Raw genomic sequence first — 22,026 nt, forward strand, 5'->3', positions numbered from 1 at the left:
CCCCAGTCCCAGCCCCAGCCCCAATCATTGGGGACGTGGTCGATTCGTCAGGCAATGTGGTTGCCTCGGCCTACATCAGCATGGCCGCGCAAATGAGCACGGATAGCGGGATCGATTACCGGTATGGTCCAAGCGCAGCGTCCTACGGCGTCAGCAACTCCGGCCTTCCCCTCCTCGTTGCGAGGGACACGCCGACCCAGCTGGCCTCCCCGGCGCCGAGCTACCCCTTCTACTGGCAGGTCGGGGGTCCGCCGTCTTCCTCCTCGGGTAGCTATTCGACCAACCAGGCCAATATGCTGTTCGTCGCGGACAACCCGACCCAGCGCATCGGCGTCACCGACCTGCAGGTGTCCGGTTACATGTTCAACACCTTCGCTCAGTTGCCGCAGCTGAGTTGGACCCATGCCGCCGTCTCCGGCGCTGGCCTGGATAGCATCAATGCGATGGGCTACAAGACCGCGGGCATCGTCTCCGGCAACCCGATCGCGGTGGCCCGATGCGCGGGCCGCGCCGGCTTTTGCGCCGAAAGCGTGGTGGCGTACCAGAATGGCGTGATCGGCACTTCCGGCAGCAACACTGCGAGCAATGCGGTCACGGTGCGGTTGGCCGCCAACAAGGTGCCGACCGCGGTTGCGATGACCAACCAGAGCGAATTCGCGCTGGTCACGGTGTGGGATACGGTCGCCCTTAAGGGCCAGATCGCGGTTGTTGCGCTGGCGGGCCTGTGTGATGGCTGCACTCCGGGCAATCCTGGCGCCTATTACCAGTGGTGGGATGAATGGATGGCGCCATACCCGGGCCTCCCCAACATGGGCGACATCGCCTTCATGAAGATCCTGGGCTACGTCGACCTGCCGGGCATGAACGCGCCAACAGAGATCGCCGTCACCACGGGCTTTGACCAGTTTCACTCCATGCTGGTCGGCGGTAATTTCATGGGCATGGCAAACACGCCGCTGACGAACAACTGGCAGAACTTCACCAGTTCGGGCAGCAACTACTACCGCTACGCTAAGGGCGGGGTGGCGGTGGTGATCTCCAAGTCGGAGCAGAAGGCCACGTTCATCGACCTCAAGCCCCTGTTCAGCTACATCAACGGCACCTACTTCAGCTCGAACGTGAGCAGCACGAGTAACCTGGGGCAGGCGGACAACCAATGGCCCTACGCTTTCAACCAGGTGCCGGCACAGATGCCCACAGTGGTCAAGACAGTGTCGCTGCCGGCGAAGCCGACGGCGGTCAAGACCACCGTGCTGGGCAGCCCGCAACGCGCTTGGATCACGACACAGGACGGCACGTTGCACATCTTCAGCATTGACGGCTATGCGCCGGGCGGCACGCCGGCCACGCCGTCGGCCAGCTCCATTGCCGAGGTGGGCACAGTGACTGGCATCGGGCGCAACCCGACTTCGATGTCGACCTCCAAGGGCGAGCCAACCAACAGCAGCATCGAGCCGCTCAATCAGCAGGTGCTGGTGAACTCGCGCGGCGACCGCAAAGTTTCCTGGGTGCGCTTCGCGTCTGACGGCAACAGTGGCTCCATCGTGCGCACGCTGCGGGACCAGCGCCTGGCCGACCCGATCGCCGTAGAGGACGCGGATAACTTCGCGAACTCCGGCTATTCTGCAAGTGTCGCCGACCACACGAGCAAGGCGCTGCGGAACTATCGCTATGGCCCAGTGATTTTCAACATCGATGGCGGCGCATGCCCGCCGCCCAATGGATGCCCCGTCAATCCGACCACGTCCAATGGTGTCACTTACAACATCGAATACGGTGGTTCGATGGACCTGAGCCAGAGCGGCAAGCCCTTCATGCTGACCACGACCAACGTGCCCTGACCCAGACACCTTTGTGAACGGCGATTAGGAACCGCGCCTATTCGGCGGCGAGGCGGCGCGGCTGGATTGACCGGTGTTTCGAGCAATGGCTGCCACGGGCGCTTTGAGCGTGACTACTTCTTGGGCGCCTGCCCGGCGTCCGCGAAGATCTTTATCCACAACGCCTGCCGGTTCCGGGTGATCAAGCAGCAGTTCGGCTTGACCAAGGTGCGCTACTGAGGGCTGGCGAAGAACACGGCGCAGATCGTTGCGCTGTTCGCGCTGTCGAACCTGTGGATGGCGCGGCGAAAGTTGTTGGATGCCAGGGGATGAGTGCGTCTGCGAGGCCCGACATAGGGCTCGCCAGCGCCGCGCAATGGCTGCGGCGCGCCGCTTCGTCGAAGTCATCGAGCAGGCGGCCGTCTGGCAAGACCTTTGAACGCCTCGGCATGTTGCCGTCCTCCTTGCGCAGCCCTTCGTGCGCAGCCCTTCGTGCGTGGCACGGCTTTCGCCGTGCGCCGCGCACACAAACCCGAAGCCCGCAGCAACCCGATTCGCGTCTTCTGTCGAGGGTGGGGTGGGCTTGCCTGTGAGGCCTGACGCTACCTTGCCGTTCTCGCGTTCAAGGCCCTGCGCGCGCTGCGCGTGCTCGGCGCCTTCCTGCCGTACGGCGCGCCTGCGGCGACCTTGAGCACTGCGCTGCGGCAAGGGCGCGGGGCCACGCAGGCAATCCCGCCTGTGTCGTCTCACAGGAGCTCCTCATGACCGCATCTTCCGAACTGACCGTGCGCCAGCAACGCATCGTCGACGCACTGCGCCCGTTCTTCGGCACCGAGGCCGACGCGCTCTACGAGGCCAACGACCGGTCACTGCTCAAGCTGACCTATTTCGCACGGCAGTCGTCCCTGCCGAGTTGCCATCGCCTGGTCACAGGGCTCGCGCTGGCGCAGGAGCTGCTGGCGGAGGAACTGACCAGCCGCTCGGTGTTCGATTCGCCAAGGGCCGTCACCGACTTCCTGAAGCTTCACTTCGCTGGCCAGCCGCACGAGAGCTTCGCGCTGATGTATCTCGATGGTCGCAACGGACTGATCGCGTTCGAAGAACTGTTCCGCGGTACCTTGACGCAGACGAGTGTCTATCCGCGCGAGGTCATGCGGCGCTGCCTGCACCACGAGGCGGCGGCGCTGATCATCTCGCACAACCATCCGAGCGGAACCACCGAGCCGTCGCGTGCGGACGAGCTGCTCACGAAGACCCTCGGGACCGCCCTTGCGATGATGGACGTCCGGGTCGTGGACCACATCATCGTGGCCGGCGGAAAGTCGCTGTCGTTCGCCGAGCGGGGCCTGTTGTGACGCAGGGGCTTCGGCCCCTTTTTATCTTTTCGATCCGCGTGCTGCGCGCGCGGGCTTCCACCCGCGTGTCCGGTATCGGCCACGCGTCGCGCCATTCCTGCGCGGCCCGCCGCGCGTTCTTCCGTGCAGCTCGACGGACAGAAAGCAGGGGAGGGGGTCTTGCTGCTTCCCTTCAGGTTGCCACGCCGTGCTCGCCGTCAAGGTCTGCGCGCCCTCGGCGCTGGCGGCCCTGCGGCCGTCCTCGAACCTTGACCGCTTGCGCTGCGGCGTGCCGTGGACGGTCATGGGCAATCCCGCCCTCATCGTTCAAGGAGAACGTCATGGCTTCCCATTTTCCCTTCATCACCGACGAACAATTCGAGCGGCTGCTGGCCAACGGCCGCATGGCACTCTCATGCCAGGACAAGGGCCAGGACTTCGATCCACTCCCGGTGGTGAAGCTCTTCACGCCCGATGCGGGGTCCACCTGGCTGCTGACGGAGATTGATCCGGACGTGCCGGAATTGGCCTTCGGGCTCGCCGATCTCGGGATGGGCTTCCCGGAACTCGGCACGGTGAGCCTGCCCGGGCTTTGCGTCGTGCGCGGGATGATGAACCTGCCCATCGAGCAGGACCTCCATTTCCGAGCCAGACAGCCACTGAGCGCCTACGCGCGTGAGGCCCGACTGGCTGGGCGCATCCAGGCCTGAAAGGGCGCGCCGCCGGCCACACCGGCGGCATTTCCTTCTCCTGTCGTGGCGCGCCGTGTCCGATCGGGCCGCGCGCGGCGCGGCAGCACCCATCCGTTCGAAGCATCCTGCCTCTGCATCGCAGAGGGACGGCGATCGAGCGGCCTGTGGCCGCGGCGCTGACGCGCGGGTCGCCCGCACGGTGGGCTGTGCATGCCGCGGCGCACCTGCCTTCGGTGCCCCCTCTGGGTCGACGCATAGCTCGCACGGTCCGCTGTCCAGGGCTTCGGGCTTCGCCACCGTCCTCACCCGGTCCTTGGCTATCGCCTCGGCTGCGGCCTCCGGGCGGTCCCCGGACATCGGCCCTTGCTGCTCGCTCTTCATGCGTCGAGGCGGCTCCGAAAGCAGATGTTCAACCCCCGCGGCACCCACCGCAGAAAGGCCCGGCCATGCGTGCACTTCACTCCTCCCGTCAGCGCAACCCCGACAACCCAGAAGCCACGGGCGTTCCCCCCGTACCCCCCGAGGACTCACCCCAAGCAGGTGCTGTTCAAGTCCCGGGTTCAGCGCCGCAAGGCGGCGGCCGCATGGATGTCCGGCAGTCCGTCACCGACCGGATCATCGCGATGCTCGAGAAGGGAGGGAACGTGTTCCGCGAGCGCTGGACCCGGGCCGCGTCGCGTGGCATGCCGCGCAACGGCAAGACCGGTGCGCCGTACCACGGCGCCAACGTGCTGCTGCTGTGGGACGCCGCGATCGAGCAGGGCTACACCTCCAACGTGTGGCTGACCTACAGGCAGGCCGCCAGTCTCGGCGCGCAGGTTCGCAAGGGTGAGCGCGCGGTTCTCTGCGCGCACTTCGAGCGCAAGGCAGGCAAGGCGTCGCCCGGTGATCGGGGCGGGGCCGGCGATGCGACAGGAACTTCAGACGGCGAAGAGAAGGTGGGCGGCGAGTCGGACGGCGACGAAAGAAGCTTCCTGCTGTGCAAGCCCTTCTGGGTCTTCAACGTCGCGCAGATCGACGGCTTGCCCGCGGGTCTCGTGGACGAGGCCTTCACTCCCCTCGACTGGGCGGATCGTTCTCCGATCGAAGGCGCCATGCGCTTCATCGGCGGCTGCCACGCCGACATCCGGCACGGCTACGAGCGGGCGGCCTATGCGCCGCATGCGGACCGCATCCTCATGCCCGACGTCGACCGGTTCACGAGCCCCGAAGCCTACTGCGCGACCGCGTTGCACGAACTGGTCCATTGGACCGGCCATCCGGATCGGCTGGGGCGCGCGTTCGGCCAGCGCTTCGGCGATGACGCCTATGCCTTCGAGGAGCTCGTGGCCGAGCTCGGCAGCGCCTTCGTGCTGGGCCACATCGGCCTGGTGGACGCCACCATCGAAGGGCATGCCGCCTACCTCGAGGCCTGGCTCCAGGTGCTGCGCCGCGATCGCACCGCGATCTTCACGGCGGCGCGGCTGGCCGGCGAAGCGTTCGAGTACATCCTGAGCCGTGAGTTGACGTGACGCTGCGCGCTTCCGGGTTTTCGCAGACCCGAGCGCCGAGGGGTGGTCGGCACCGCGTGCCGGCCGCTTCCCGCCCGCGACGGGAGGCAAAATTGCACCCATGCCCCGACCTGCCCGTCGTCCCGGCGCCACGACCACCACCACCACCACCATCACCGACCTTCACGCCCTGCTGCTTGCGGCGGGCTACTCGGACCTGCGGATCATCGACGGCATCCCATGCGCTTTGCGCCGGTTCAACTGCACGACCGCGATCGTCGTCGGCCTCGACCCGATCGGCTGCCAGCGGCGCTACTGCTACGAACACGGCGCGGACGCCCAGGCCGCGCTCGCGGCCTGGGACGGGCGCGATCATCCGCCCGGGCCCTGGATCAAGTGCAAGGGCGCGGGCATCGACCTGCTGAACCCCGCTTTCGCGTGAGGCTCGCCCATCGCGCGCTGGGCGGTACCGGGTTCCTTCATTTCCCGTGTCGACACCGCTCCCCGCGCGCACCGGCGTCCTGCCCGGGTCCGGGGGACAGCGCGCGGCCGGGTCAAGCGCGCGACTGCCGATCGGTGCGCCGCAGGGCGCTGAGTTGATGCGCTTCTTCCGCATCGCGCAGGCTCTTCGCGGCACGTCTGGCCACGTATTCCACGTACAGCGTCTCGATCGCCCGGGCCCATGGCTCCTCAGGATGCCGAGGCGTGGGGGATGCGCTGCCGCCGTGTTTCGCAGGCCCGGTGCCGCCCGCCTTGGCGGTACCGGGTGGGCGGTCGGGTACGGGCACACCTGCGCTTCGCAGGATCGCTTCCTTCTGGTCTGTCGTGAGCATCGCTGTCTCCTTCCAGGCGCCATCCCCCGCTTCGCGCGACCGTTGCCGAGGCCATCCCCTGGGCGGGGTGCCGTCGACCTCCATTCGCGCCGATCGGACGGTGCCGTGGCAACCATCTGGGGTTGCGGCTGCCGGTCACAAGCCGGTACTTTCCTCATTGTCAGCGGCCGATTCCTGCATGCCCTGCGACGGTCGTCGCAGGGCATGCGCAAGGGCCGACGGGAATCATCAGTTCCCCGGCAGCGCGGGTCTCGCGAGCCGGGCTTCTGTGATCCGGAGCGCCGGGCCCTGCGTCGCGGTGTGTGCCGCCATGTCGTGCCGGCGCTTCCTGCGCCAGGCCTTCCACGGTCGATTTCTCTTGGGGCTGCCGGGACGCGGCGGACCGGCGGCGATGCGCGCGCTGTCGCGCTCTCGATGCCTTGCGCGATGCACTTTTGCGTGTGGTGCAGGGCGCTCGACCTCCGGTGTGTCTTGCCGCTTCGGCCTGACCCCTGCGGCGTGGGTGGTCGTCCTGTGCAGGGATCGGCCGCCTGATGTCGTGTGTGCCGGCTCTTCGTGGGTGCGCTCGGGGTCATGGGGTTCGAAGTGGAAGCGAGTGATCGGGGTGCGTTCGGTCACGATGCGTGGATGGCGCCGGGCGGTTCGGGGCTCGATGTCTCGAGGTTGGGCGCCCCACCGGCTTCGCCGCTGTCGGGCTGCTCCAGGTTCGCGCCTTCGCGCTCATCCCCTCGCGGGGACGGGCCTTGCGGCCCGCCTTGCGCATCCCTGGCGCGAGGGCTGCGCCCTCTGTGAACTGCGTTCACGACTTCCCCTGATCAGACCTGCCTGCGGCAGGTGGAGGCGCTCGCCGCGCGGCGGTTGAGGTGCGCCGCGGCCTCGGGCGGTGCTGCCGTTCTCCTGTGCCTTTCGCCTTGTCCGGTGACTCTGCGCCCGCGGGGCCGGGGGACCGGCTGCGCCTGCAAGGGGGTTTTCATAAGGCTTCGCCTTACAAACCTTCCCCCTTGCTCCCCCGTCCCCGCGGGCGCTGCCGTTCACCGGGCGAAAGACTCAGGAGAACGGCGGCCAGCTCCGGGCAGGAGGCCGATGCGAACCCCAACCCTTCATCGAAGGGCTCGAGATCTAGAAGCCCGGCATCCCTTCCACTTCAACTGCAAAGGAAACCGAAATGACTGCTGTTGCCAAGCCAAGAAATGACGTTGCATCACGTGCGCACAAGCCGGGGAAGAAGTCGGCTGTGGTCGAGGCGAGCGGGCCTGCGACCGTCGAACCGACGGGGCGCGACGTGCTCGTGCCGCTCGATCGGTTGTTGATCAGCGAGGCCAATGTGCGCAAGGTGCATCACGAAGAAGGACTCGTCGAGCTGGCCGCGCTGATCGAGGCGCAGGGGCTGCTGCAACGGCTCAGCGTGATCGCGCACGCCGAGGGACGCTTTGCCGTGGTGGCCGGGGGCCGGCGACTGCGCGCCATGCAGATCCTGGTCGCCAGCGGGCGCTGGCCTTCGACCCGGCCCGTGGAGTGCAAGCTCTACGAGGAAGGGCAGGCCGTGCAGGTCTCGCTCGCCGAGAACTCGGGGCGCGTGGGCATGCACCCGGCCGACCAGATGGAGGCCTTCCGGCGGATGATCGAGCAAGGCCTCTCGGTCGCGCAGGTGGCGGGGCGCTTCGGCGTCTCGGCACTGACCGTCGAGCGGCGGCTCAAGCTCGCGCGCCTCGCACCGCGCTTTCTGGACCTGTACCGCGCCGACGAGATCGAGCCCGACCAACTGCAGGCCCTCGCGCTGACCGAGGACCACGCGGCTCAGGAGGCCGTCTGGGATGGCCTGAGCGTCTATGACCGCAGCGCCTGGCGCATCCGCAACGCGGTGACGCAAGAGGCCTGCTGCGCGGACAGCCGACTCGCGCGCTTCGTCGGTTTGGACGCCTACGAGGCCGAAGGCGGCACGGTGCGCCGCGACCTGTTCTCGTCGCCCGACGACCTTGGCGGGGTCTTCCTGGACAACCCCGAATTGCTGCAGACGCTCGCGATCGACCAGCTGCGTGGGCACGCCGCCGCCGTGAAAGAGGAAGGCTGGGCGTGGGTCGAGTGCGTGCTCGACGCCGACACGTCCGCATGGCGTGAACATGGACGCCAACATGGGCGCGAACGGCAGGGTGAACGTGAGCCGACGCCCGAGGAAGCCGAAGCGATCGCGCAGCTCGAGGCCGAGCAACGCGCGCAGGCCGAAGCCTACGACCAGCATCAGGACGAGGGCGACCCCGATGCCGACGATTTCGAACCGATCGGGCAACAGCTGTGCGAAGCGCTGGACGCTGCCGAAGAAAAGCTCATGGCCGCACGTGCGGCGCTCCGGCAATGGGCGCCCGAGCAGCTCGCGCGGGCCGGCGCGGTGGTCCGTCTCGACGCTCGCGGCGAAGTGGTGATCGATCGAGGTCTGGTTCGGCCCGAAGATCGCCAGGCCGCCGCAGACGCCCCCACTCCCGATGACGAATCGGCGCCGCGCGACGACAGGACGGCAGCGCGCCCGGAATTCAGCGAGAAGCTCATGCGAGATCTCAGCGCGCACCGGACTGCAGCTCTGCAGGCCGCGCTGGTGCAGAGCCCGCACGTTGCGCTCGTCGTGCTGGTGCACCGGATGGCCGAGACGGTGTTCAGCCTCTACGGGTCGGGCGACGACGTCGTGAAGGTGACCGTGAGGACCACGGGCGACGGCACCCTGGGAGCGGAAGCGAGCGGGTACGCGTCCAGCCCCGCAGCCGCGATCCTCGACAGCGCGGAGGCGGAATGGGGCGATCGCCTTCCGGGCAACCCCGCTGCGCTGTTCCGGTGGCTGCTGGCCCAACCGCAGGCCACCCTGCTCGAACTCCTCGCCTACTGCACCGCCCGCAGCATCAACGCGGTGAAGGCACGTGCGCACACCTTCGATCACAGCGATGCGGTTGCCCAGGCGCTCGGCATCGACATGGCCGACTGGTGGGTGCCGACCGCCGCCACCTACCTCGCGAGTGTCAGCAAGGCCAAGGCCCTGGAAGCACTCAAGGAGGCGACAGGCATCGATGCGTCAGCGAGCGTCGCGAGCATGAAAAAGGGCGAGCTGGTGGCGTACTGCGCCTCGAAGCTCGAAGGCACGCGCTGGCTGCCCGTACCCCTGCGCCCGCTCCTTCCGCCAGATCACCCGAGCGCGGACGACAACGAGTGATCGCCCCGACGCCCTGCCGCCCGAAGCGGCGGGTGCCCCCGATGGTCGGCGCTCCTCTCCCAGCGACGAGCGCTCCATTGGCCTCTTTCCAGTTTTCCCAACTCCTTCGGAGGTTTTCCATGAACACCAGAAAGTCCATCGTCGCCGGCGCCTTCGTGTTGGCACTGCTGACGCTCGTTCTCGCCGTCGTTCAGCTGTTTCCATCGCATCCCGAGCCTGTGCCACCGGGTGGGGCGTTCTCCGCGCGATTCCAACCTCACCCAGAGGTCCTCGCGGGGATCGGCAGCACTCGTGACCTCACGCCCGTCCCGCTGGATCCTCCGAAGCCTGCGCAGCCCGCCCGTGCGCTACGGCCCACCGAGGGAGACCACCATGCATCGGCCGGAAGCAAACGGTAGCGTGCAGTCCGTCGAAGCGCAGGCCGAACCGTTGTCGCGCTTCGAGGGCCACTGTCTCTGCCGACGCACGCGCGAGTGCGAAGAACTGCTGCAACTGGCCGTGCTCGGCGTGGAGCAGGTGCAAGAGCGGCACTGTCCGGACCGGGACCTGGCTGAGATCGCCCGTCATCTGGCCGAGGCGGAGCGGCATGTCGAGGCCGCTCGCCGACTCGCCACACGCTGGAGCGAATGATGGCGACGAAGTTCATCAAGCCCGTCACGCGCGAAAGCACTGCCATGGTCCGGGAGCGAAGACTGCGCGCCGTCATGGTCACGGTCGTCGTCGGCGTCATCGAACTGCGGGCCAAGGGACTGCGCACCCGAGACACCGTGGACCTGGCCTGGTGGTCCTACGCGGCGGTGAAGCAGCGGGTCGCGATGGAGAAGGCAGAAAGTGCGAACAGGAGGGGGAAGGGGAGGGCAGGTCGCCGCAAGTGAACTCTCGATGCCAACAAGAAGCCCGTCATCGGCGATGGCGGGCTTTTTGTTGGCCGACGATCAAGGCTCCAGGATCGTCTTGATCGTGCGCTGCGTGACCCGGCACTCGTGGGCGCAAGGCGCTGGTCGCGAGCTCAAGGACAGCGCGTGAGATCCGATAGGACGGCCGTCAAAGTGTTCGTCATGACGAACACTTTTCTTGGGCGGCGCCCCGCAGATAAACGGTTGAGGAATGAGACGGCCTGGGCGAAGGAGCAAGGCTGTTCGTCATGACGAACATGGACCCCTTGATTGGGTTTGATGGCAGGATAGACTGGCGTCAGACATTGTTTACGCCCTTGGTGTTCCTGATGCCCAGCACCACACGACCTGCCGTCCTGTCCACGCGCGCCTCGGTCCAGACGAAGGCCAATTTCGCCGTGCTGGCCACCCGACAGGGACTCACGGAATCCGCACTGCTCGCCTTGCTGGTCGAGAAAGTCGTTGATCAAAATTCGTCCAGCGTTGCACTCGCAGCGACGGAGGTGCTGACTGCGGTCGACTCGAAGAGCGGCTGCGCGACCGATCGTTTGACACTTCGGCTGCGTCCCGGCGACCGTGCACTCGCGGACGCTCGCGCATCGGCACGTCGGATGAAGACGGCGAGCTACCTGAGCATGCTGGTCCGCACGCACGTGCGTGGCGTTCCTGTGATGCCGCCGGCCGAGCTTGATGAACTGAAAGCCGTCGCTGGGCACCTCGCCTCAATCAGCCGCGAACTTCGAGCACTCGGCGTTGTCGGTGCGGGCGGTGTGGGTGCGCTCCCATCGGCGCCTGCGGAGGCGCTCTTGAACGAGGTGAGTCACCTGGTCGAAGCCGTGCGCGAGTCTGTTGCAGCGGTCGTGCGCATGAACCTCATCAGCTGGGAGGCTGGCAATGCCTAAGCGTGTCGTTGCGTTGCCTCGTACTGTCGGCATGGAGTTCGACATCGTGAGCTATGGGCGGCGCGGGCCCGGCGATGCTTCGACGTTGAGCGTCGAGCAGATCGAACGGGTCAAGCGCACCGTGAGCCGTGTTCCGGAGGTGATGGTCAAGGTGTCGGGTGGCGCACGCGACAGCGGCGGGGCCGCGGCGCATCTGAAGTACATCGGCCGGCACGGCAAGCTCGAGGTCGAGACCGACGATGGACGGGCACTGCAAGGCCGTGGCGTCTCCAATCACCTCGTGGCCGATTGGCAGCTTGATCTATGCCGCAGCCAGTACAAGCCCAAGCCGCTCGAGGACGAGAAGGACAGCCGGGCGAAGCTGGTGCACAACATCGTGCTGTCGATGCCGGCCGGCACGCCACCCGAAAAGGTGCTGTTCGCCGCGCGCAATTTCGCACGCGAGAACTTCGCGCTCCAGTACCGCTATGCCATGGTGCTGCATACCGATCAGGGGCACCCGCACGTCCATCTGGTCGTGAAGTGTGAGCACGAGTTCGAGCCTGGAAGGCGGCTCTATGTCCGCAAGGACACGTTGAGGCAGTGGAGAGAGCAGTTCGCTGCGTTGATGCGAGAGCAGGGGGTCGCGGCCAACGCGACGCCCAGGCAGCTTCGTGGTCAAGTGCGCACTCCCAAGAGGGATGCGATTCATCACAGGTTGAGGGATGTCTCGTCGTATCGAGCAATGGGCGGAGGGGTCGGTTCGTCGCGAGCCATCCCCAAAGGGTCCACATTCATGCGAGGCAAGGTCGCGGCCATCGGTGAACAACTGCGAAGCGGCAGGCTGGCGCCAGAACCCGGGCAGGCGACGCTCGCCGCGACGCGGGCGGAGGTCACGTCAGACTGGCGAACGACGGCCGAGTCCTTGCGAAGGGAAGGTCAGAGCGACCTGGCGCGCCGGGTTGAAGAGTTCGTCCTAGGAATGCAACCCTTACGGACCGATAACGAGCATATCGCGGCCAGGTGGATCGAGCATGTTGCTGCAAGCAAAAGGAGTGAACTGGCGGAACGGGACATCCGGGATGACGAGAGAAATCGTTAGTGCGATGGAATCGGCCTCACATAGAGGTCCTCTCGATCCAAGCGCGTGGCGTTCTGCCCAGGAGTCGACGCGCTCGCGAAGCGGCGTGGTAAGGGATGTCGCAGCCCCACAGCCTGACTAGGCCTCGTCTTCGAAGAAGGAAAGTCCGCTCGCGCGGTAGTGCTTTGAGACTGCGTTCCGCCCGCAGCGCGTCCCCCTTGGTGGCATATTCACGGGCTGCAAGTACCAGCAACGGAGGCCGCGCGCGTGAATCTGGCGCCCTTTCCGAAGACGTGTTTGAAAGAACCGCTGCTCTACGTCCAGCGCGATCCCGGCGTAGTACACGCCTCCCTCGCATTCGAGGAGGTAGAGCCAGTAGGGCGTGGGGTCGGCCGAAGTTCGAAACACGGTTCGATTGTGCAGCGATCTTCGGATGGCTCAAGGCAAGCGCATCTCTGCAGACATTGATATCAACGCCCTTCGCGCAATCAAAGACATGGGAGCTGCCGCCAGACTGGCTCGTACCAACGCCGGTGATGGCCAAGCGACGGCAGCCGCTCGATTGGGTGTTCACGTCCAGACGATCGCCAGAATTGAATGCGGCGAACCAGGCGTCGCAATCGGGCAAGTGCTGGGCATGCTGGCGATCTACGGCATTAGCACGACGTTGCAGCCTCGAGACGGCGCCCAGATTGCACCCTGAGTTGGTCCATCTGCTGAGTGTGGGCACGTAGCAAGACGCTCGCGATCGGATCTGACCCTGGCTGACAAGTAGTGGAAATCCGAGCTCGGCGGCAGCGGACGGATCGCGACCCCTCAGCATGCTGGGAGAACCGGGATCGGGATCAAGTCGCGAGTTCGCCGAGCGACCGGGAGGGGTGCAAGCTGGCGTCCGCGGCCATTGTGACGATGCCGTCCGCGAGTCTGTTGAGGTCGTCAGAACCTTTCGATTGCAAGCAGCAGGTGCCTACGGCCTCAGGGCATGTCCCATGACACGCGCGCTCGTGACTAAAGCATGCCCCGTGCACCGGAGAGCTGGTTCTCGAGTGCCAACTTGTCAATGGCTGACCAGACGTAGCAAATCTTTCCGTCCTCGAACTCATAGAAGACGTTTTCGGTGAAGCTTACTTGCTTGCCATTGACCGGCAGGCCAAGGAACACTCCTCGCGGCGCGCAGTTGAACCGCAAACGGCTAGCGATGCGCGGAGGCTGTGCAACGAGCAACTCGACGTCAAAAAACAGGTCTGGAATCTCTTTGAAGTCCTTCTCCAACATCTTGCGATAGCCGGTGAGACCAAGTCGACGCCCATTGTGGGAGGCCCCTTCGTGCACGTAGCGACCCAAACTCGCCCAGTTTCGGCTATTGAGGCACGAGATGTAGTCAACGTAGATGCGGGTGAGTTGGTTCGCGGTCATGCCGCAACTGTCGCAGATGGCACTGATGCCGGTCCGTTGTCAGGTTTTGCCACCTCGCATTGCGGCATTTGCGAGGGAGCGCGTCCGATGGGTGGAGGGCGAAGTTGCTCCACATCGGTTGGCACGTTTTGGCGACTGTCGATATTGTGATGCCCCGCGTCAAAGGTCCAGATTGAATGTCCGGAGTCGAGATCCGACCTTCGGTGGCGGCGCGATGCGAGTAGTGGGAGCGCAGCGGCAGGATCGCAACGATCGGGCGCCGGCGTCGGCTGACGGCTGCGGTTCAGCGCCGCGCCGGCTTACAACGCACTCATCTAGCAGCTCGGCGAAAGACGCCACAACCGGATCGCCAACCTGATGGGCGATGCAGTCGTGGCAGCACAATCTTGCCGCGGTTGGCTTCTAGCGTGAGACTCTCTTCACTACCGTAGTCGTCCGAGCGCAGGCTGTCATGCCAAACACAGCGGCCGTTGGCATGGCACAGATGTTTACGAACCGCCGTCGACGGCCCCTTCGGGGCGGAGGGTGGCGCACGGACAGGTTTCAATGAAGCGAAGTTGGTCCTCTCGCCGGGCTCGCATCCACAAGCATTGCGCTCAGGGTGATTGGAGAGATCAGGGTGCCAGCCTCCCAATCAAACGAGTCGAGTCTGCACACGACGCTCAGCGAAGTCGTGTTGGGCCAACTTGAAACTACAAATCGGCGCTTCGCATCCTGGATCGCGGTGGGCAAAGCGGCTAAGCATGCGTCCAGTTCAGCCTCTGGCAAACAGGCCAAATCGGCGATAGAGCGAATAGTGCATTTCATACGAAGTCCATTGAAAAGCCGTTCGATAACGGACCCACCAAATGCTGATCGATCCGCGAACACAACTGCGAACTGCCCAAGTGACGGACTGCAGACACTCGTCACCATTTCCATATTAGTTGGCACACGGCGTTTGGGCCAGCACGCCAAGGCACATCGTGGTCTACGCAACTGGCTTCCCAAAAATGTGGAAGGGTGCTACGTCGGCGGGCGAACAGGGTCCAATTCCTTCCGCCACTTTTGAAACTGGCTTCGAGCCGGCTCGACTCCTGCAAGTGCGCATACCCTTGTTCGCGATTGGCAGGACCGGCAGAGCGGACTACGCGGCAAGACCGCCTGCAGTGCCGTGGCCATTTTGCGCCACTGGGCGGCGCGAGGAGGCAACGGCGCGTCCTGCTGGGCGCAGCCCGGAGCCCACTCAGCGGACAATGCTCCCATGACGCTGGATGAGCTTTGCGCTGAGGCCCGCGGGCTGAAGCCCGGCACGGCGAGGATGGCATTTGTGATGCTGCGCATAGCGGGTCCCTTGCCCACCGTATGGCATGCTGCGCTTGCCGACGCGCTTGCGGTGGCGGCCCAAGGAGTCGAACCGTTCGCGCCTAGCGAGATCGAAGATGTCCTGGCTGCCGCTGTCAATCCCGGCGACCGCCCGGCCTGGCTTCTTCATGATGAAGAGTTCATGCTGGCGCACCGATTTGTGGTCGACGCGCATTTGTCGGCGGAAAAGTGGAAGTTGATCGTCATGACCTTACTGGACGACGAGGACCACACCATGCATTGATCCGACGTCCCCATCGTGGGCAAATGGATATCCGGTATTGGACCTCCATCGAGGCGGGGGCGCCTGAGCCGTCGGATCCTGACTCTTGGGCTTGAACCTTTCAGCGCAAAGCCGCGAACACCGAAGGGGTTGTTGGGCTTCGAGACCGAAGACTTGGCTCCGGTCGTCCGGTGGCCTGCGGCCAAAGCAGCCCGCTCCCGCCGCTTACGAGCACGCCAGCGCCAAACGAGTGTGGGGCGCGTCCTCAGCGGCCGCCGGCAATCACGTTGGGAGTTCGCATAGGACGGCATGCCTAAGCCGTGTCGCCAGACGTTCCCACGCTTGCCCAGTAACTATCGAGGAGATCGTATGCCCTCAAGGTTGTGCATCTGTTGCGGCGATCTGATTGAGCTTCGAGCGCAAATCCCGCATCAGCAGTACTGCAACAGAAAGGCATGCCAGCGCGAACGACAGCGACTATGGCAGGCATCGAAGCGCCACTCGGACCCCGACTACCTGCAGAACCAGGCTCAAGCCCAGCGGACCTGGGGGGAGAGGAACCCCGACTATTGGCGTAGCTATCGCAGGGCGCATCCGGAATACACCGCGAAGAACCGGACCGCACAGCGTGATCGAAATCGCCAATCAAGAAATCTCGTGATTGCAAAGAGCGATTTGTCGACCCTCCCTGACGTCATTCCGGAAGGTCTGTACCAGTTGCGGCCGCTCGATGATCCTCTCTGTGGCAGCACGGCGGGCGAAGGGTGGATCGTCCATCTGAAGGTTCTTGCTGCCCTTTGACACGTCACCGCCCCATGGTTGCAAAGAGACGACTTGATCGCTATCGCAGGCGCATCCTGATAGCTTCTCGGGGCTTCCCACCCTATAGGGGATACGACGATGCCAACGAACGATTCGATAGCGGTGACCGTGAGGGCCAAAGCCGCGGAGTATGTGCGGATGTCGACTGAGCACCAGCAATACTCAACCCAGAACCAGAACGAGAAGATCCGCGAATACGCGGAGCACCGCGGGCTCGACATCGTTCGTACCTATGCAGATGAAGGAAAAAGTGGCCTGCGCATCGAAGGCCGGCTAGCGCTGCAGCGCCTTCTTCGCGATGTCGAGGCTGGCAACGCTGGCTTCACCATTGTCCTGGTCTACGACGTCAGCAGATGGGGTCGATTCCAGGACGCCGACGAGAGCGCATATTACGAGTACAGGTGCAAGAAGGCCGGCATCCAGGTCGTGTACTGTGCCGAGCAGTTCGAGAATGACGGATCGCCAGTATCGACGATCGTCAAGGGCGTCAAGCGAGCGATGGCGGGCGAATACAGCCGCGAGCTCTCGACGAAGGTCTTCGCGGGACAGTGCAGGCTCGTCGAGCTGGGCTACCGTCAGGGCGGTCTCGCTGGCTTCGGACTTCGCCGGATTCTGCTCGACCAAGGCGGCGAATCAAAGGGCCTGCTCAAGCTTGGCGAGCAGAAGAGCCTTCAGACTGATCGGGTGAAGTTGGTGCCCGGACCAGAGGGCGAGGTGGACACGGTCCGGAACATCTATGCATGGTTCATCGATGCGGCCCTGAGCGAAATGGAGATTGCAAACAAGCTCAACGCAACCGGCACCCGCACCCAGCTTGGTCGCGCGTGGACAAGGGGAACTGTCCACGAAGTTCTCACCAACGAGAAGTACATCGGCAGCAACGTCTACAACCGGATCTCCTTCAAGCTCAAGAAGGCCAGGATCTCGAACCCATCCGAGATGTGGATCAGAAAAGAGGAGGCCTTTCCGGCCTTGGTGACACCGGACATGTTCTTCACTGCCAGGGGCATGATTCGGGCGCGGGCCCGTCGCTTCTCGGACATCGAGCTCGTCGCTCGACTGAAAGGACTCTTCGCGCAGCGAGGCCTGCTCTCGGGGTTGATCATCGACGAGACTGACGGGATGCCATCCTCGTCCGTCTATGCGCATCGATTTGGCAGCCTGCTGAGGGCTTACCAGGCGGTCGGATTTACGCCAACGCGCGACTACTCATACCTTGAGATCAATCGTCTTCTACGACGCCTCCATCCGAAGATCGTTGAGGACGCTGAACAGAAGATCCAGGCGCTGGGCGCCCGGCTTCAGCACGATTCGGCCACGGACTTGATCTCGGTCAACGACGAGTTTTCGGTGTCCATGGTGATGTGCCGGTGCCGCCGAACAGAGGTCGGCCGTCTACGTTGGAAGATTCGCTTCGACACAAGCCTGAACCCCGACATCACGATCGCCGTGCGCCTTCGCGAGGAGAACGACAGGGCGCTCGACTACTTCCTATTTCCTCAGATCGCCTTTGAGACGCCCAAGGTCAGATTGGCGGAGCGAAACGGCATTGAACTCGAAAGCTTTCGCTTTGACACGTTGGACTATTTCTTCGGAATGGCCGAGCACATTCGGCTGAGGAGGGCAGCATGAGCGGTTCAGGCAAGGCAGGGAACCTGCAACTGATTCCCCTCGACAAGATCGACGTCCTCAACACGCGCGAGCGCAACGATGTTGTTTTCGATGGAATCGTCAACAGCATCGCAGCGATCGGCCTCAAGAAGCCGGTGACCGTCACACCCCGAGGCACCGGCGCAGATATGCGCTTCGTTCTGATCTGCGGTGAAGGACGGCTTCGTGCCTTCCGAAAGCTCCAGCAGTCTCACATCCCGGCGATGGTGGTGGAGGTCAACGACGAGGATGCATTTATCATGAGCCTCGCCGAGAACATCGCGCGGCGCAAGTATCGCGCTCTCGAACTGCTCGACGGTCTCAAGGTCCTACATGAAAAGGGCTACAGCTCCAAGCAGATCGCTGACAAGACGGGGCTCGCGGTCTCCTATGTGAACGATCTGATCATGCTCCTGAGAAAGGGCGAAGACAGGGTGCTCTCGGCGGTCAGATCCGGAACGTTGCCGATCAGCGCAGCAATGGCGATCGTCGGGGCAGGTGACGACGATGCTGCAGTCCAGGGCGTGTTGCAGGATGCCTACCAGTCAGGAGAACTCAGAGGCCGTCAGTTGATGGACGCCAGGCGCCTGATCGAGAGGCGGGTGACCTTTGGGAAGACATTCCTCCACGGGGCGCCAAGGGCCGACGGGGCGGTGCCGCGGATCTCCAGTACAAGCCTTGTCCGCGCATACCAAAAAGAGGTCTTGCGACAGCAAGCGCTGGTCACAAAGGCTGCAGCGGTCCAACAGCGCCTGATGTTCGTTGCGGGCGCCCTTCGGAAGCTCGCGTCCGACGAGAACTGCTGCAACCTCCTGCGAGCCGAGGGGCTGGAGACTTTACCGAAGTACCTGGCTGATCGCGTTGTTGCCGCAGGGTGAGCAAGCCATGACGATGCCTCTTGGATTCGAACTCGAGCCGCTGATGCTCGCGGTCGGGAAGCTGCTTCCCACTCGGCGCGTGCCGGAAAATCTCGCGCAGAGCCCCAAGTACAGACAGATCCGCTCGTCCATTGAGGAGGTGGATCTCATCGAACCTCTGAGCGTCACTTCATATGACCCGGTGGCGCGTTCGCACCACATTTTGGACGGCCATATCCGACTGATCGCCCTGAAGGATCTCAAGCGCCAGGAGGTTCCTTGCCTCGTGGCACTCGACGATGAGGCTTACACATACAACAATCGAATCAATCGGATTTCTGCAGTCCAGGAGCACTACATGATCCGGCGGGCGCTCGACCGTGGCGTCCCACCCGAGCGCTTGGCGAAGGCTCTGTGTGTCCATGAAAAACACATTCGTGCGAAGAGCACGCTGCTCGATGGCATCTGCTCGGAGGCCATCGAGATCCTCAGCGATCGTCAGTTCTCCGTTGAAGTGTCGACGACGCTCAAGAAGATGCGACCGATGCGCCAGCTCGAATGCGTAGAGCTGATGTCCTCGGCCAACAACTTCACCTTGAGCTACGCGCGCGCTCTTCTTCTGGCATCCCCCGAGCAGACGCTTGTCGAAGAAAAGAAGAAGCCCAAGGCGATGTCGCGTGAGCAGCTCTCGAAGATGGAAAGGGAGATGTCGAGTATCCAGGACCAGTACAAGATGGCAGAAGAGACCTATGGCGAGGACGTCTTGAACCTGGTGTTGGCGAAGGGCTACATCAGCAAGCTGGTTGCGAATGACGCGATCGTTCGATACCTGCACACCAATCACGCGGAGATTCTTGAACAGTTCTCCCGCATCATCGATTCCTGACTTCGGGCAGGCCCGCGTTGAGGCAGGCCTGGCACAGGCCGATGCTCCGCAGGCCGAGACTGTCACTGCTCGAATCGCCGGCCATCCTTCCAACTTCGTGTTCGTTTTGCTCGGCAAATCCCCAGCGTTCGCGATACGGGCCGCGGCCGGGAAAACGATAGGACCGGACGCAATGCGATCACGACTAGGAAGCGGCTCGTGAAGCTGTCTGGCATTGCCGCGGGCAGACGGCACTACGGCAAATGCAACTCTGCCGTGGCCAGGGAGTGGATGTCGTCGGCTCCCCCCACAATCAGCACATGGCCGTTCGGCAAGAGGTTCGCAGTGTGGAAGTAGCGTGCGGCGAGCATGGCACCGGAGGCTGTCCAGAGGCCGCTGGTAGGGTCGTAGAGTTCCGTCGAGGCCTGCGTGATCTCGCTGCTGTTGTACCCCCCCGCGGCCAGCACCTTGCCATCGAGCTGCAGGGTCGCGGTCGCGCCGGTGCGCCCGGTGCTCATGGATCCGGTGACGGTCCAGGCGTTGGTGCCGGGGTTGTAGCGCTCCGCCGTGGCGAGAGAGCCACCGCCAGCGTTGCCGCCGTTTCCTCCCGCCACCAGCACCGTCCCATCCGACAGCAGGGTGGCGGTATAGGTCAGGCGAGCGGCAAGCAAGGGCGCGGTCGGCGCCCACTGGGCGGAGGCCGGGTCGTAGAGCTCCGCCGCAGAGAGCGGGCTGCCGTTCGTTCCGCCAGCAACCAGCACCCGTCCATCCGTCAGCAGGGTGGCGGTGAACACGCTGCGGGCTGTGTTCATGATGCCCGTCGCCGTCCACTGGCCAGTTGCGGGGTCGTACAACTCGGCCGTCGCGAGAAAGCTGCCGTTGGTGCCTCCCGCGACCAGTACCTTGCCATTCGCCAGCAGCGTCGCTGTGTGGCCACTGCGAGCCACGCTCATGGTGCCCGTCGGCGACCACAGGGCGGTGGCAGGGTCGTAGAGCTCCGCGGAGGCGCGGAATGCGCCGGTGAGGTCCTCTCCGCCTGCGACCAGTACCCTTCCGTCCGGCAGCGGGGTCGCCGTGTGGAAGAAGCGGGTGGCGCTCATCGAGCCCGTTGCTGTCCAGAGCCCGGTGCCAGGCTCGTACAGCGCCGCCGACGCCAGTGTGGTGGTGTCGTTGTACCCTCCGGCAACAAGGACTTTGCCGACCGCCAGCAGGGTCGCGCTGTGGTTGGTGCGCGCAGTGCTCATGGCAGCGGTCGGAACTCCCGTCCCGGCGAGCACCACCTCGATGTTCACTTTCGTGGAGACTGAACCCGCCGCATTGCCGCCCGTGACCGTGTAGTCGGTGGCCGCGCTTGCCCCTTGCGGGGTGCCGGAGATAACGCCGGCTAGGGCGTCGATGCTCAGCCCGGGCGGCAGGGTCGGCGTCACGGTGAACGTGTCAATCGGGCCGCCGGTGCTGTGCGGTAGGTTGGGGGTGATGGGGCGGCCCGTGGCGTAGAGGGCCCTCGATTCCTGGTAGCTCAGCGACGTGGGAGCGATGGCCGGTGGGTTGCGGATCTCGATCTGCAACACGGTGCTGGTCGAGCCGGCGCTGTTGCTGGCCGTCACGGTGAAACCTGCCGGTGCAGCGAGGCGGCTGGGCGTGCCGGAGATCACGCCGCTGGACGGGTCTATGACCAAGCCATCCGGCAGCGCGGGCTTCACCGCGAAGTTGCCGACATCACCGCCGTCTACTGAAGGAAAGTTCGGCGGGATGGGCTGACCAATGATGTAGACGGCGTTCTCATTCTCGAAACTCAGATTGGCAGGCGGTACCGCCTTCGCCTCGACTGCGATGCGTAGGCCGGTCGAGACCGCGCCCACGAAGTTGCGGCCGGTGACGACGTAGAGGGCTGGCGCGGCCAGCACCTGGGGGGTGCCGCTGATGACTCCGGTCGAAGGGTCGATCTGAAGCCCGGCGGGCAACGCCGGGCTGATGACGTAGCGAAGGATCCGGCCACCGCTGCTGATCGGGGTGTTTGGATGGATCGGGCTGCCCAGCGGGTAAGCGACTGCATTGCGCTCGTAGTGCAATCCCGCTGGGGGCAAGCTGGTGCCCGGGACGAAGAAGCCACTATCACCGCCACCGCATGAACTCACGCTGAGCAAGGCCAGCATGCTCAGCCCCCATGCCAGCAAACGCAACGCGCTTGGCCAAGATGTCGTCTTCATGTCGACTCCCTTCCTCGCCAGTGGGGGCCCGAAGTATGCCTTCCTGCGCTGGCGGCTGTCCACTGCATGGTCGCGTCATCCACCGTCCGCGGCATCAGGCCAAAAGTGTTCAAGAACAGCTGCGATGAGCTGATCGCCGGACATCGGCGCCAGAGATTCGTGAGGTGACCTGGAGCCCGGTCGAGCTTCCGATCGGGTCGTGACCTTGTTTCTCGGAGTCGCTCCAGCGCAACTCTGCATTTCGCCCGGTGTAGTGCCGACACCTCAAAAGTCGCCTTCGCCCGAGCTGGTGACCGAGGTGCCGCAAGCGAATGAGCGCGTGCTGGATGAGTTGTCAGAACTCAACGACCTTTGGGACGATATCGACGGAGGCCTGACGTTCCGGGGTCGAGGAGCTCAGAGTGAGGGTCGGCAGC

Annotated in this window: 20 protein-coding genes and 2 pseudogenes; 18 read left to right on the forward strand and 4 right to left on the reverse strand. The window is 64.4% G+C overall.

Annotated features, from left to right (window positions below; translation table 11 throughout):
* The 6 genes and pseudogenes from AC1D3B_RS33865 to AC1D3B_RS33890 form a co-directional block, all read left to right on the forward strand.
* A partial coding sequence (locus AC1D3B_RS33865; protein WP_478195055.1) for a hypothetical protein occupies positions 1 to 1,841 on the forward strand: 1,841 nt, incomplete at its 5' end.
* Positions 1,842 to 2,012: 171 nt separating this feature from the next.
* Positions 2,013 to 2,153 (forward strand): annotated as a pseudogene (locus AC1D3B_RS33870) (IS5/IS1182 family transposase); the annotation flags it as partial.
* Positions 2,154 to 2,743: 590 nt separating this feature from the next.
* Positions 2,744 to 3,175, forward strand: a pseudogene (locus AC1D3B_RS33875) (JAB domain-containing protein); the annotation flags it as partial.
* Between the two features lie 320 nt (positions 3,176 to 3,495).
* Positions 3,496 to 3,864, forward strand: a complete 369-nt coding sequence (locus AC1D3B_RS33880; RefSeq protein ID WP_478195056.1) for a DUF2958 domain-containing protein — start codon at positions 3,496 to 3,498, stop codon at positions 3,862 to 3,864.
* Positions 3,865 to 4,430: 566 nt separating this feature from the next.
* A complete protein-coding gene (locus tag AC1D3B_RS33885) occupies positions 4,431 to 5,357 on the forward strand; it encodes an ArdC family protein (protein WP_478195057.1) in 927 nt (308 codons plus the stop codon).
* 100 nt (positions 5,358 to 5,457) lie between these two features.
* Positions 5,458 to 5,778, forward strand: coding sequence for a hypothetical protein (locus tag AC1D3B_RS33890; RefSeq protein ID WP_478195058.1), 321 nt, complete (start codon positions 5,458 to 5,460; stop codon positions 5,776 to 5,778).
* Between the two features lie 112 nt (positions 5,779 to 5,890).
* Here AC1D3B_RS33890 and AC1D3B_RS33895 read toward each other — a convergent pair whose 3' ends face one another.
* Entirely contained in the window at positions 5,891 to 6,169 is a 279-nt protein-coding gene (locus tag AC1D3B_RS33895) for a hypothetical protein (RefSeq protein ID WP_478195059.1), read from the reverse strand.
* Positions 6,170 to 6,783: 614 nt separating this feature from the next.
* Positions 6,784 to 6,972 carry a hypothetical protein gene (locus AC1D3B_RS33900; RefSeq protein WP_478195060.1) on the reverse strand — a complete coding sequence of 63 codons (189 nt, stop codon included), beginning with the start codon at positions 6,970 to 6,972 and terminating at the stop codon, positions 6,784 to 6,786.
* Positions 6,973 to 7,334: 362 nt separating this feature from the next.
* Here AC1D3B_RS33900 and AC1D3B_RS33905 point away from each other — a divergent pair, with 362 nt between their 5' ends.
* The 7 genes from AC1D3B_RS33905 to AC1D3B_RS33935 all read left to right on the forward strand — a co-directional run bounded on the left by AC1D3B_RS33905 (position 7,335) and on the right by AC1D3B_RS33935 (position 12,926).
* Positions 7,335 to 9,365, forward strand: coding sequence for a ParB/RepB/Spo0J family partition protein (locus AC1D3B_RS33905; RefSeq protein WP_478195061.1), 2,031 nt, complete (start codon positions 7,335 to 7,337; stop codon positions 9,363 to 9,365).
* A gap of 119 nt (positions 9,366 to 9,484) precedes the next feature.
* A complete protein-coding gene (locus tag AC1D3B_RS33910; RefSeq protein WP_478195062.1) occupies positions 9,485 to 9,763 on the forward strand; it encodes a hypothetical protein in 279 nt (92 codons plus the stop codon).
* Position 9,764: 1 nt separating this feature from the next.
* Positions 9,765 to 9,995, forward strand: a complete 231-nt coding sequence (locus AC1D3B_RS33915) for a hypothetical protein (RefSeq protein ID WP_478195063.1) — start codon at positions 9,765 to 9,767, stop codon at positions 9,993 to 9,995.
* Entirely contained in the window at positions 9,995 to 10,240 is a 246-nt protein-coding gene (locus AC1D3B_RS33920; RefSeq protein ID WP_478195064.1) for a hypothetical protein, read from the forward strand. Before AC1D3B_RS33915 ends, AC1D3B_RS33920 begins: the two co-directional genes overlap by 1 nt.
* Positions 10,241 to 10,509: 269 nt before the next feature.
* Entirely contained in the window at positions 10,510 to 11,163 is a 654-nt protein-coding gene (locus tag AC1D3B_RS33925) for a hypothetical protein (RefSeq protein WP_478195065.1), read from the forward strand.
* A 31-nt stretch (positions 11,164 to 11,194) separates the two neighbouring features.
* Complete coding sequence (locus tag AC1D3B_RS33930; protein ID WP_478195066.1) at positions 11,195 to 12,244, forward strand: relaxase/mobilization nuclease domain-containing protein; 1,050 nt, start codon at positions 11,195 to 11,197, stop codon at positions 12,242 to 12,244.
* A gap of 412 nt (positions 12,245 to 12,656) precedes the next feature.
* On the forward strand, positions 12,657 to 12,926 hold the full coding sequence (locus AC1D3B_RS33935) for a helix-turn-helix domain-containing protein (RefSeq protein ID WP_478195067.1): 270 nt from the start codon (positions 12,657 to 12,659) through the stop codon (positions 12,924 to 12,926).
* 305 nt (positions 12,927 to 13,231) lie between these two features.
* On the opposite strand, the gene AC1D3B_RS33940 is transcribed toward AC1D3B_RS33935, so the two are convergent.
* Positions 13,232 to 13,639: an ester cyclase gene (locus AC1D3B_RS33940; protein WP_478195068.1), complete on the reverse strand. Its 408-nt coding sequence runs from the start codon at positions 13,637 to 13,639 to the stop codon at positions 13,232 to 13,234.
* A gap of 1,243 nt (positions 13,640 to 14,882) precedes the next feature.
* On the opposite strand from AC1D3B_RS33940, the gene AC1D3B_RS33945 reads away from it, so the two are divergent.
* The 5 genes from AC1D3B_RS33945 (at position 14,883) to AC1D3B_RS33965 (ending at position 19,421) form a co-directional block, all read left to right on the forward strand.
* Positions 14,883 to 15,227, forward strand: coding sequence for a hypothetical protein (locus AC1D3B_RS33945; RefSeq protein WP_478195069.1), 345 nt, complete (start codon positions 14,883 to 14,885; stop codon positions 15,225 to 15,227).
* A 348-nt stretch (positions 15,228 to 15,575) separates the two neighbouring features.
* Positions 15,576 to 16,007 (forward strand): hypothetical protein, encoded by a 432-nt coding sequence (locus AC1D3B_RS33950; RefSeq protein WP_478195070.1) that lies wholly within the window; start codon positions 15,576 to 15,578, stop codon positions 16,005 to 16,007.
* Between the two features lie 99 nt (positions 16,008 to 16,106).
* The gene (locus tag AC1D3B_RS33955; RefSeq protein WP_478195071.1) at positions 16,107 to 17,660 is read left to right on the forward strand and encodes a recombinase family protein; all 1,554 of its coding nucleotides are present in this window, start codon (positions 16,107 to 16,109) and stop codon (positions 17,658 to 17,660) included.
* The gene (locus AC1D3B_RS33960; protein WP_478195072.1) at positions 17,657 to 18,556 is read left to right on the forward strand and encodes a ParB/RepB/Spo0J family partition protein; all 900 of its coding nucleotides are present in this window, start codon (positions 17,657 to 17,659) and stop codon (positions 18,554 to 18,556) included. Before AC1D3B_RS33955 ends, AC1D3B_RS33960 begins: the two co-directional genes overlap by 4 nt.
* Positions 18,557 to 18,563: 7 nt before the next feature.
* Positions 18,564 to 19,421, forward strand: coding sequence for a plasmid partitioning protein RepB C-terminal domain-containing protein (locus AC1D3B_RS33965; protein WP_478195073.1), 858 nt, complete (start codon positions 18,564 to 18,566; stop codon positions 19,419 to 19,421).
* Between the two features lie 233 nt (positions 19,422 to 19,654).
* Here the strand turns inward: AC1D3B_RS33965 and AC1D3B_RS33970 are convergent, their stop codons facing one another.
* Positions 19,655 to 21,610 carry a putative Ig domain-containing protein gene (locus AC1D3B_RS33970; RefSeq protein ID WP_478195074.1) on the reverse strand — a complete coding sequence of 652 codons (1,956 nt, stop codon included), beginning with the start codon at positions 21,608 to 21,610 and terminating at the stop codon, positions 19,655 to 19,657.
* Positions 21,611 to 22,026 lie beyond the last annotated feature (416 nt).

The organism is Variovorax sp. P5_A3, assembly GCF_056400665.1.

Coding starts and splice junctions, on each gene's coding strand:
- AC1D3B_RS33880 (WP_478195056.1), top strand. CDS start 3,496: ATGGCTTCCCATTTTCCCTTCATCACCGACGAACAATTCGAGCGGCTG.
- AC1D3B_RS33885 (WP_478195057.1), top strand. CDS start 4,431: ATGGATGTCCGGCAGTCCGTCACCGACCGGATCATCGCGATGCTCGAG.
- AC1D3B_RS33890 (WP_478195058.1), top strand. CDS start 5,458: ATGCCCCGACCTGCCCGTCGTCCCGGCGCCACGACCACCACCACCACC.
- AC1D3B_RS33895 (WP_478195059.1), bottom strand. CDS start 6,169: ATGCTCACGACAGACCAGAAGGAAGCGATCCTGCGAAGCGCAGGTGTG.
- AC1D3B_RS33905 (WP_478195061.1), top strand. CDS start 7,335: ATGACTGCTGTTGCCAAGCCAAGAAATGACGTTGCATCACGTGCGCAC.
- AC1D3B_RS33910 (WP_478195062.1), top strand. CDS start 9,485: ATGAACACCAGAAAGTCCATCGTCGCCGGCGCCTTCGTGTTGGCACTG.
- AC1D3B_RS33920 (WP_478195064.1), top strand. CDS start 9,995: ATGGCGACGAAGTTCATCAAGCCCGTCACGCGCGAAAGCACTGCCATG.
- AC1D3B_RS33925 (WP_478195065.1), top strand. CDS start 10,510: ATGACGAACATGGACCCCTTGATTGGGTTTGATGGCAGGATAGACTGG.
- AC1D3B_RS33930 (WP_478195066.1), top strand. CDS start 11,195: ATGGAGTTCGACATCGTGAGCTATGGGCGGCGCGGGCCCGGCGATGCT.
- AC1D3B_RS33935 (WP_478195067.1), top strand. CDS start 12,657: ATGGCTCAAGGCAAGCGCATCTCTGCAGACATTGATATCAACGCCCTT.
- AC1D3B_RS33940 (WP_478195068.1), bottom strand. CDS start 13,639: ATGACCGCGAACCAACTCACCCGCATCTACGTTGACTACATCTCGTGC.
- AC1D3B_RS33945 (WP_478195069.1), top strand. CDS start 14,883: ATGACGCTGGATGAGCTTTGCGCTGAGGCCCGCGGGCTGAAGCCCGGC.
- AC1D3B_RS33950 (WP_478195070.1), top strand. CDS start 15,576: ATGCCCTCAAGGTTGTGCATCTGTTGCGGCGATCTGATTGAGCTTCGA.
- AC1D3B_RS33955 (WP_478195071.1), top strand. CDS start 16,107: ATGCCAACGAACGATTCGATAGCGGTGACCGTGAGGGCCAAAGCCGCG.
- AC1D3B_RS33960 (WP_478195072.1), top strand. CDS start 17,657: ATGAGCGGTTCAGGCAAGGCAGGGAACCTGCAACTGATTCCCCTCGAC.
- AC1D3B_RS33965 (WP_478195073.1), top strand. CDS start 18,564: ATGACGATGCCTCTTGGATTCGAACTCGAGCCGCTGATGCTCGCGGTC.
- AC1D3B_RS33970 (WP_478195074.1), bottom strand. CDS start 21,610: ATGAAGACGACATCTTGGCCAAGCGCGTTGCGTTTGCTGGCATGGGGG.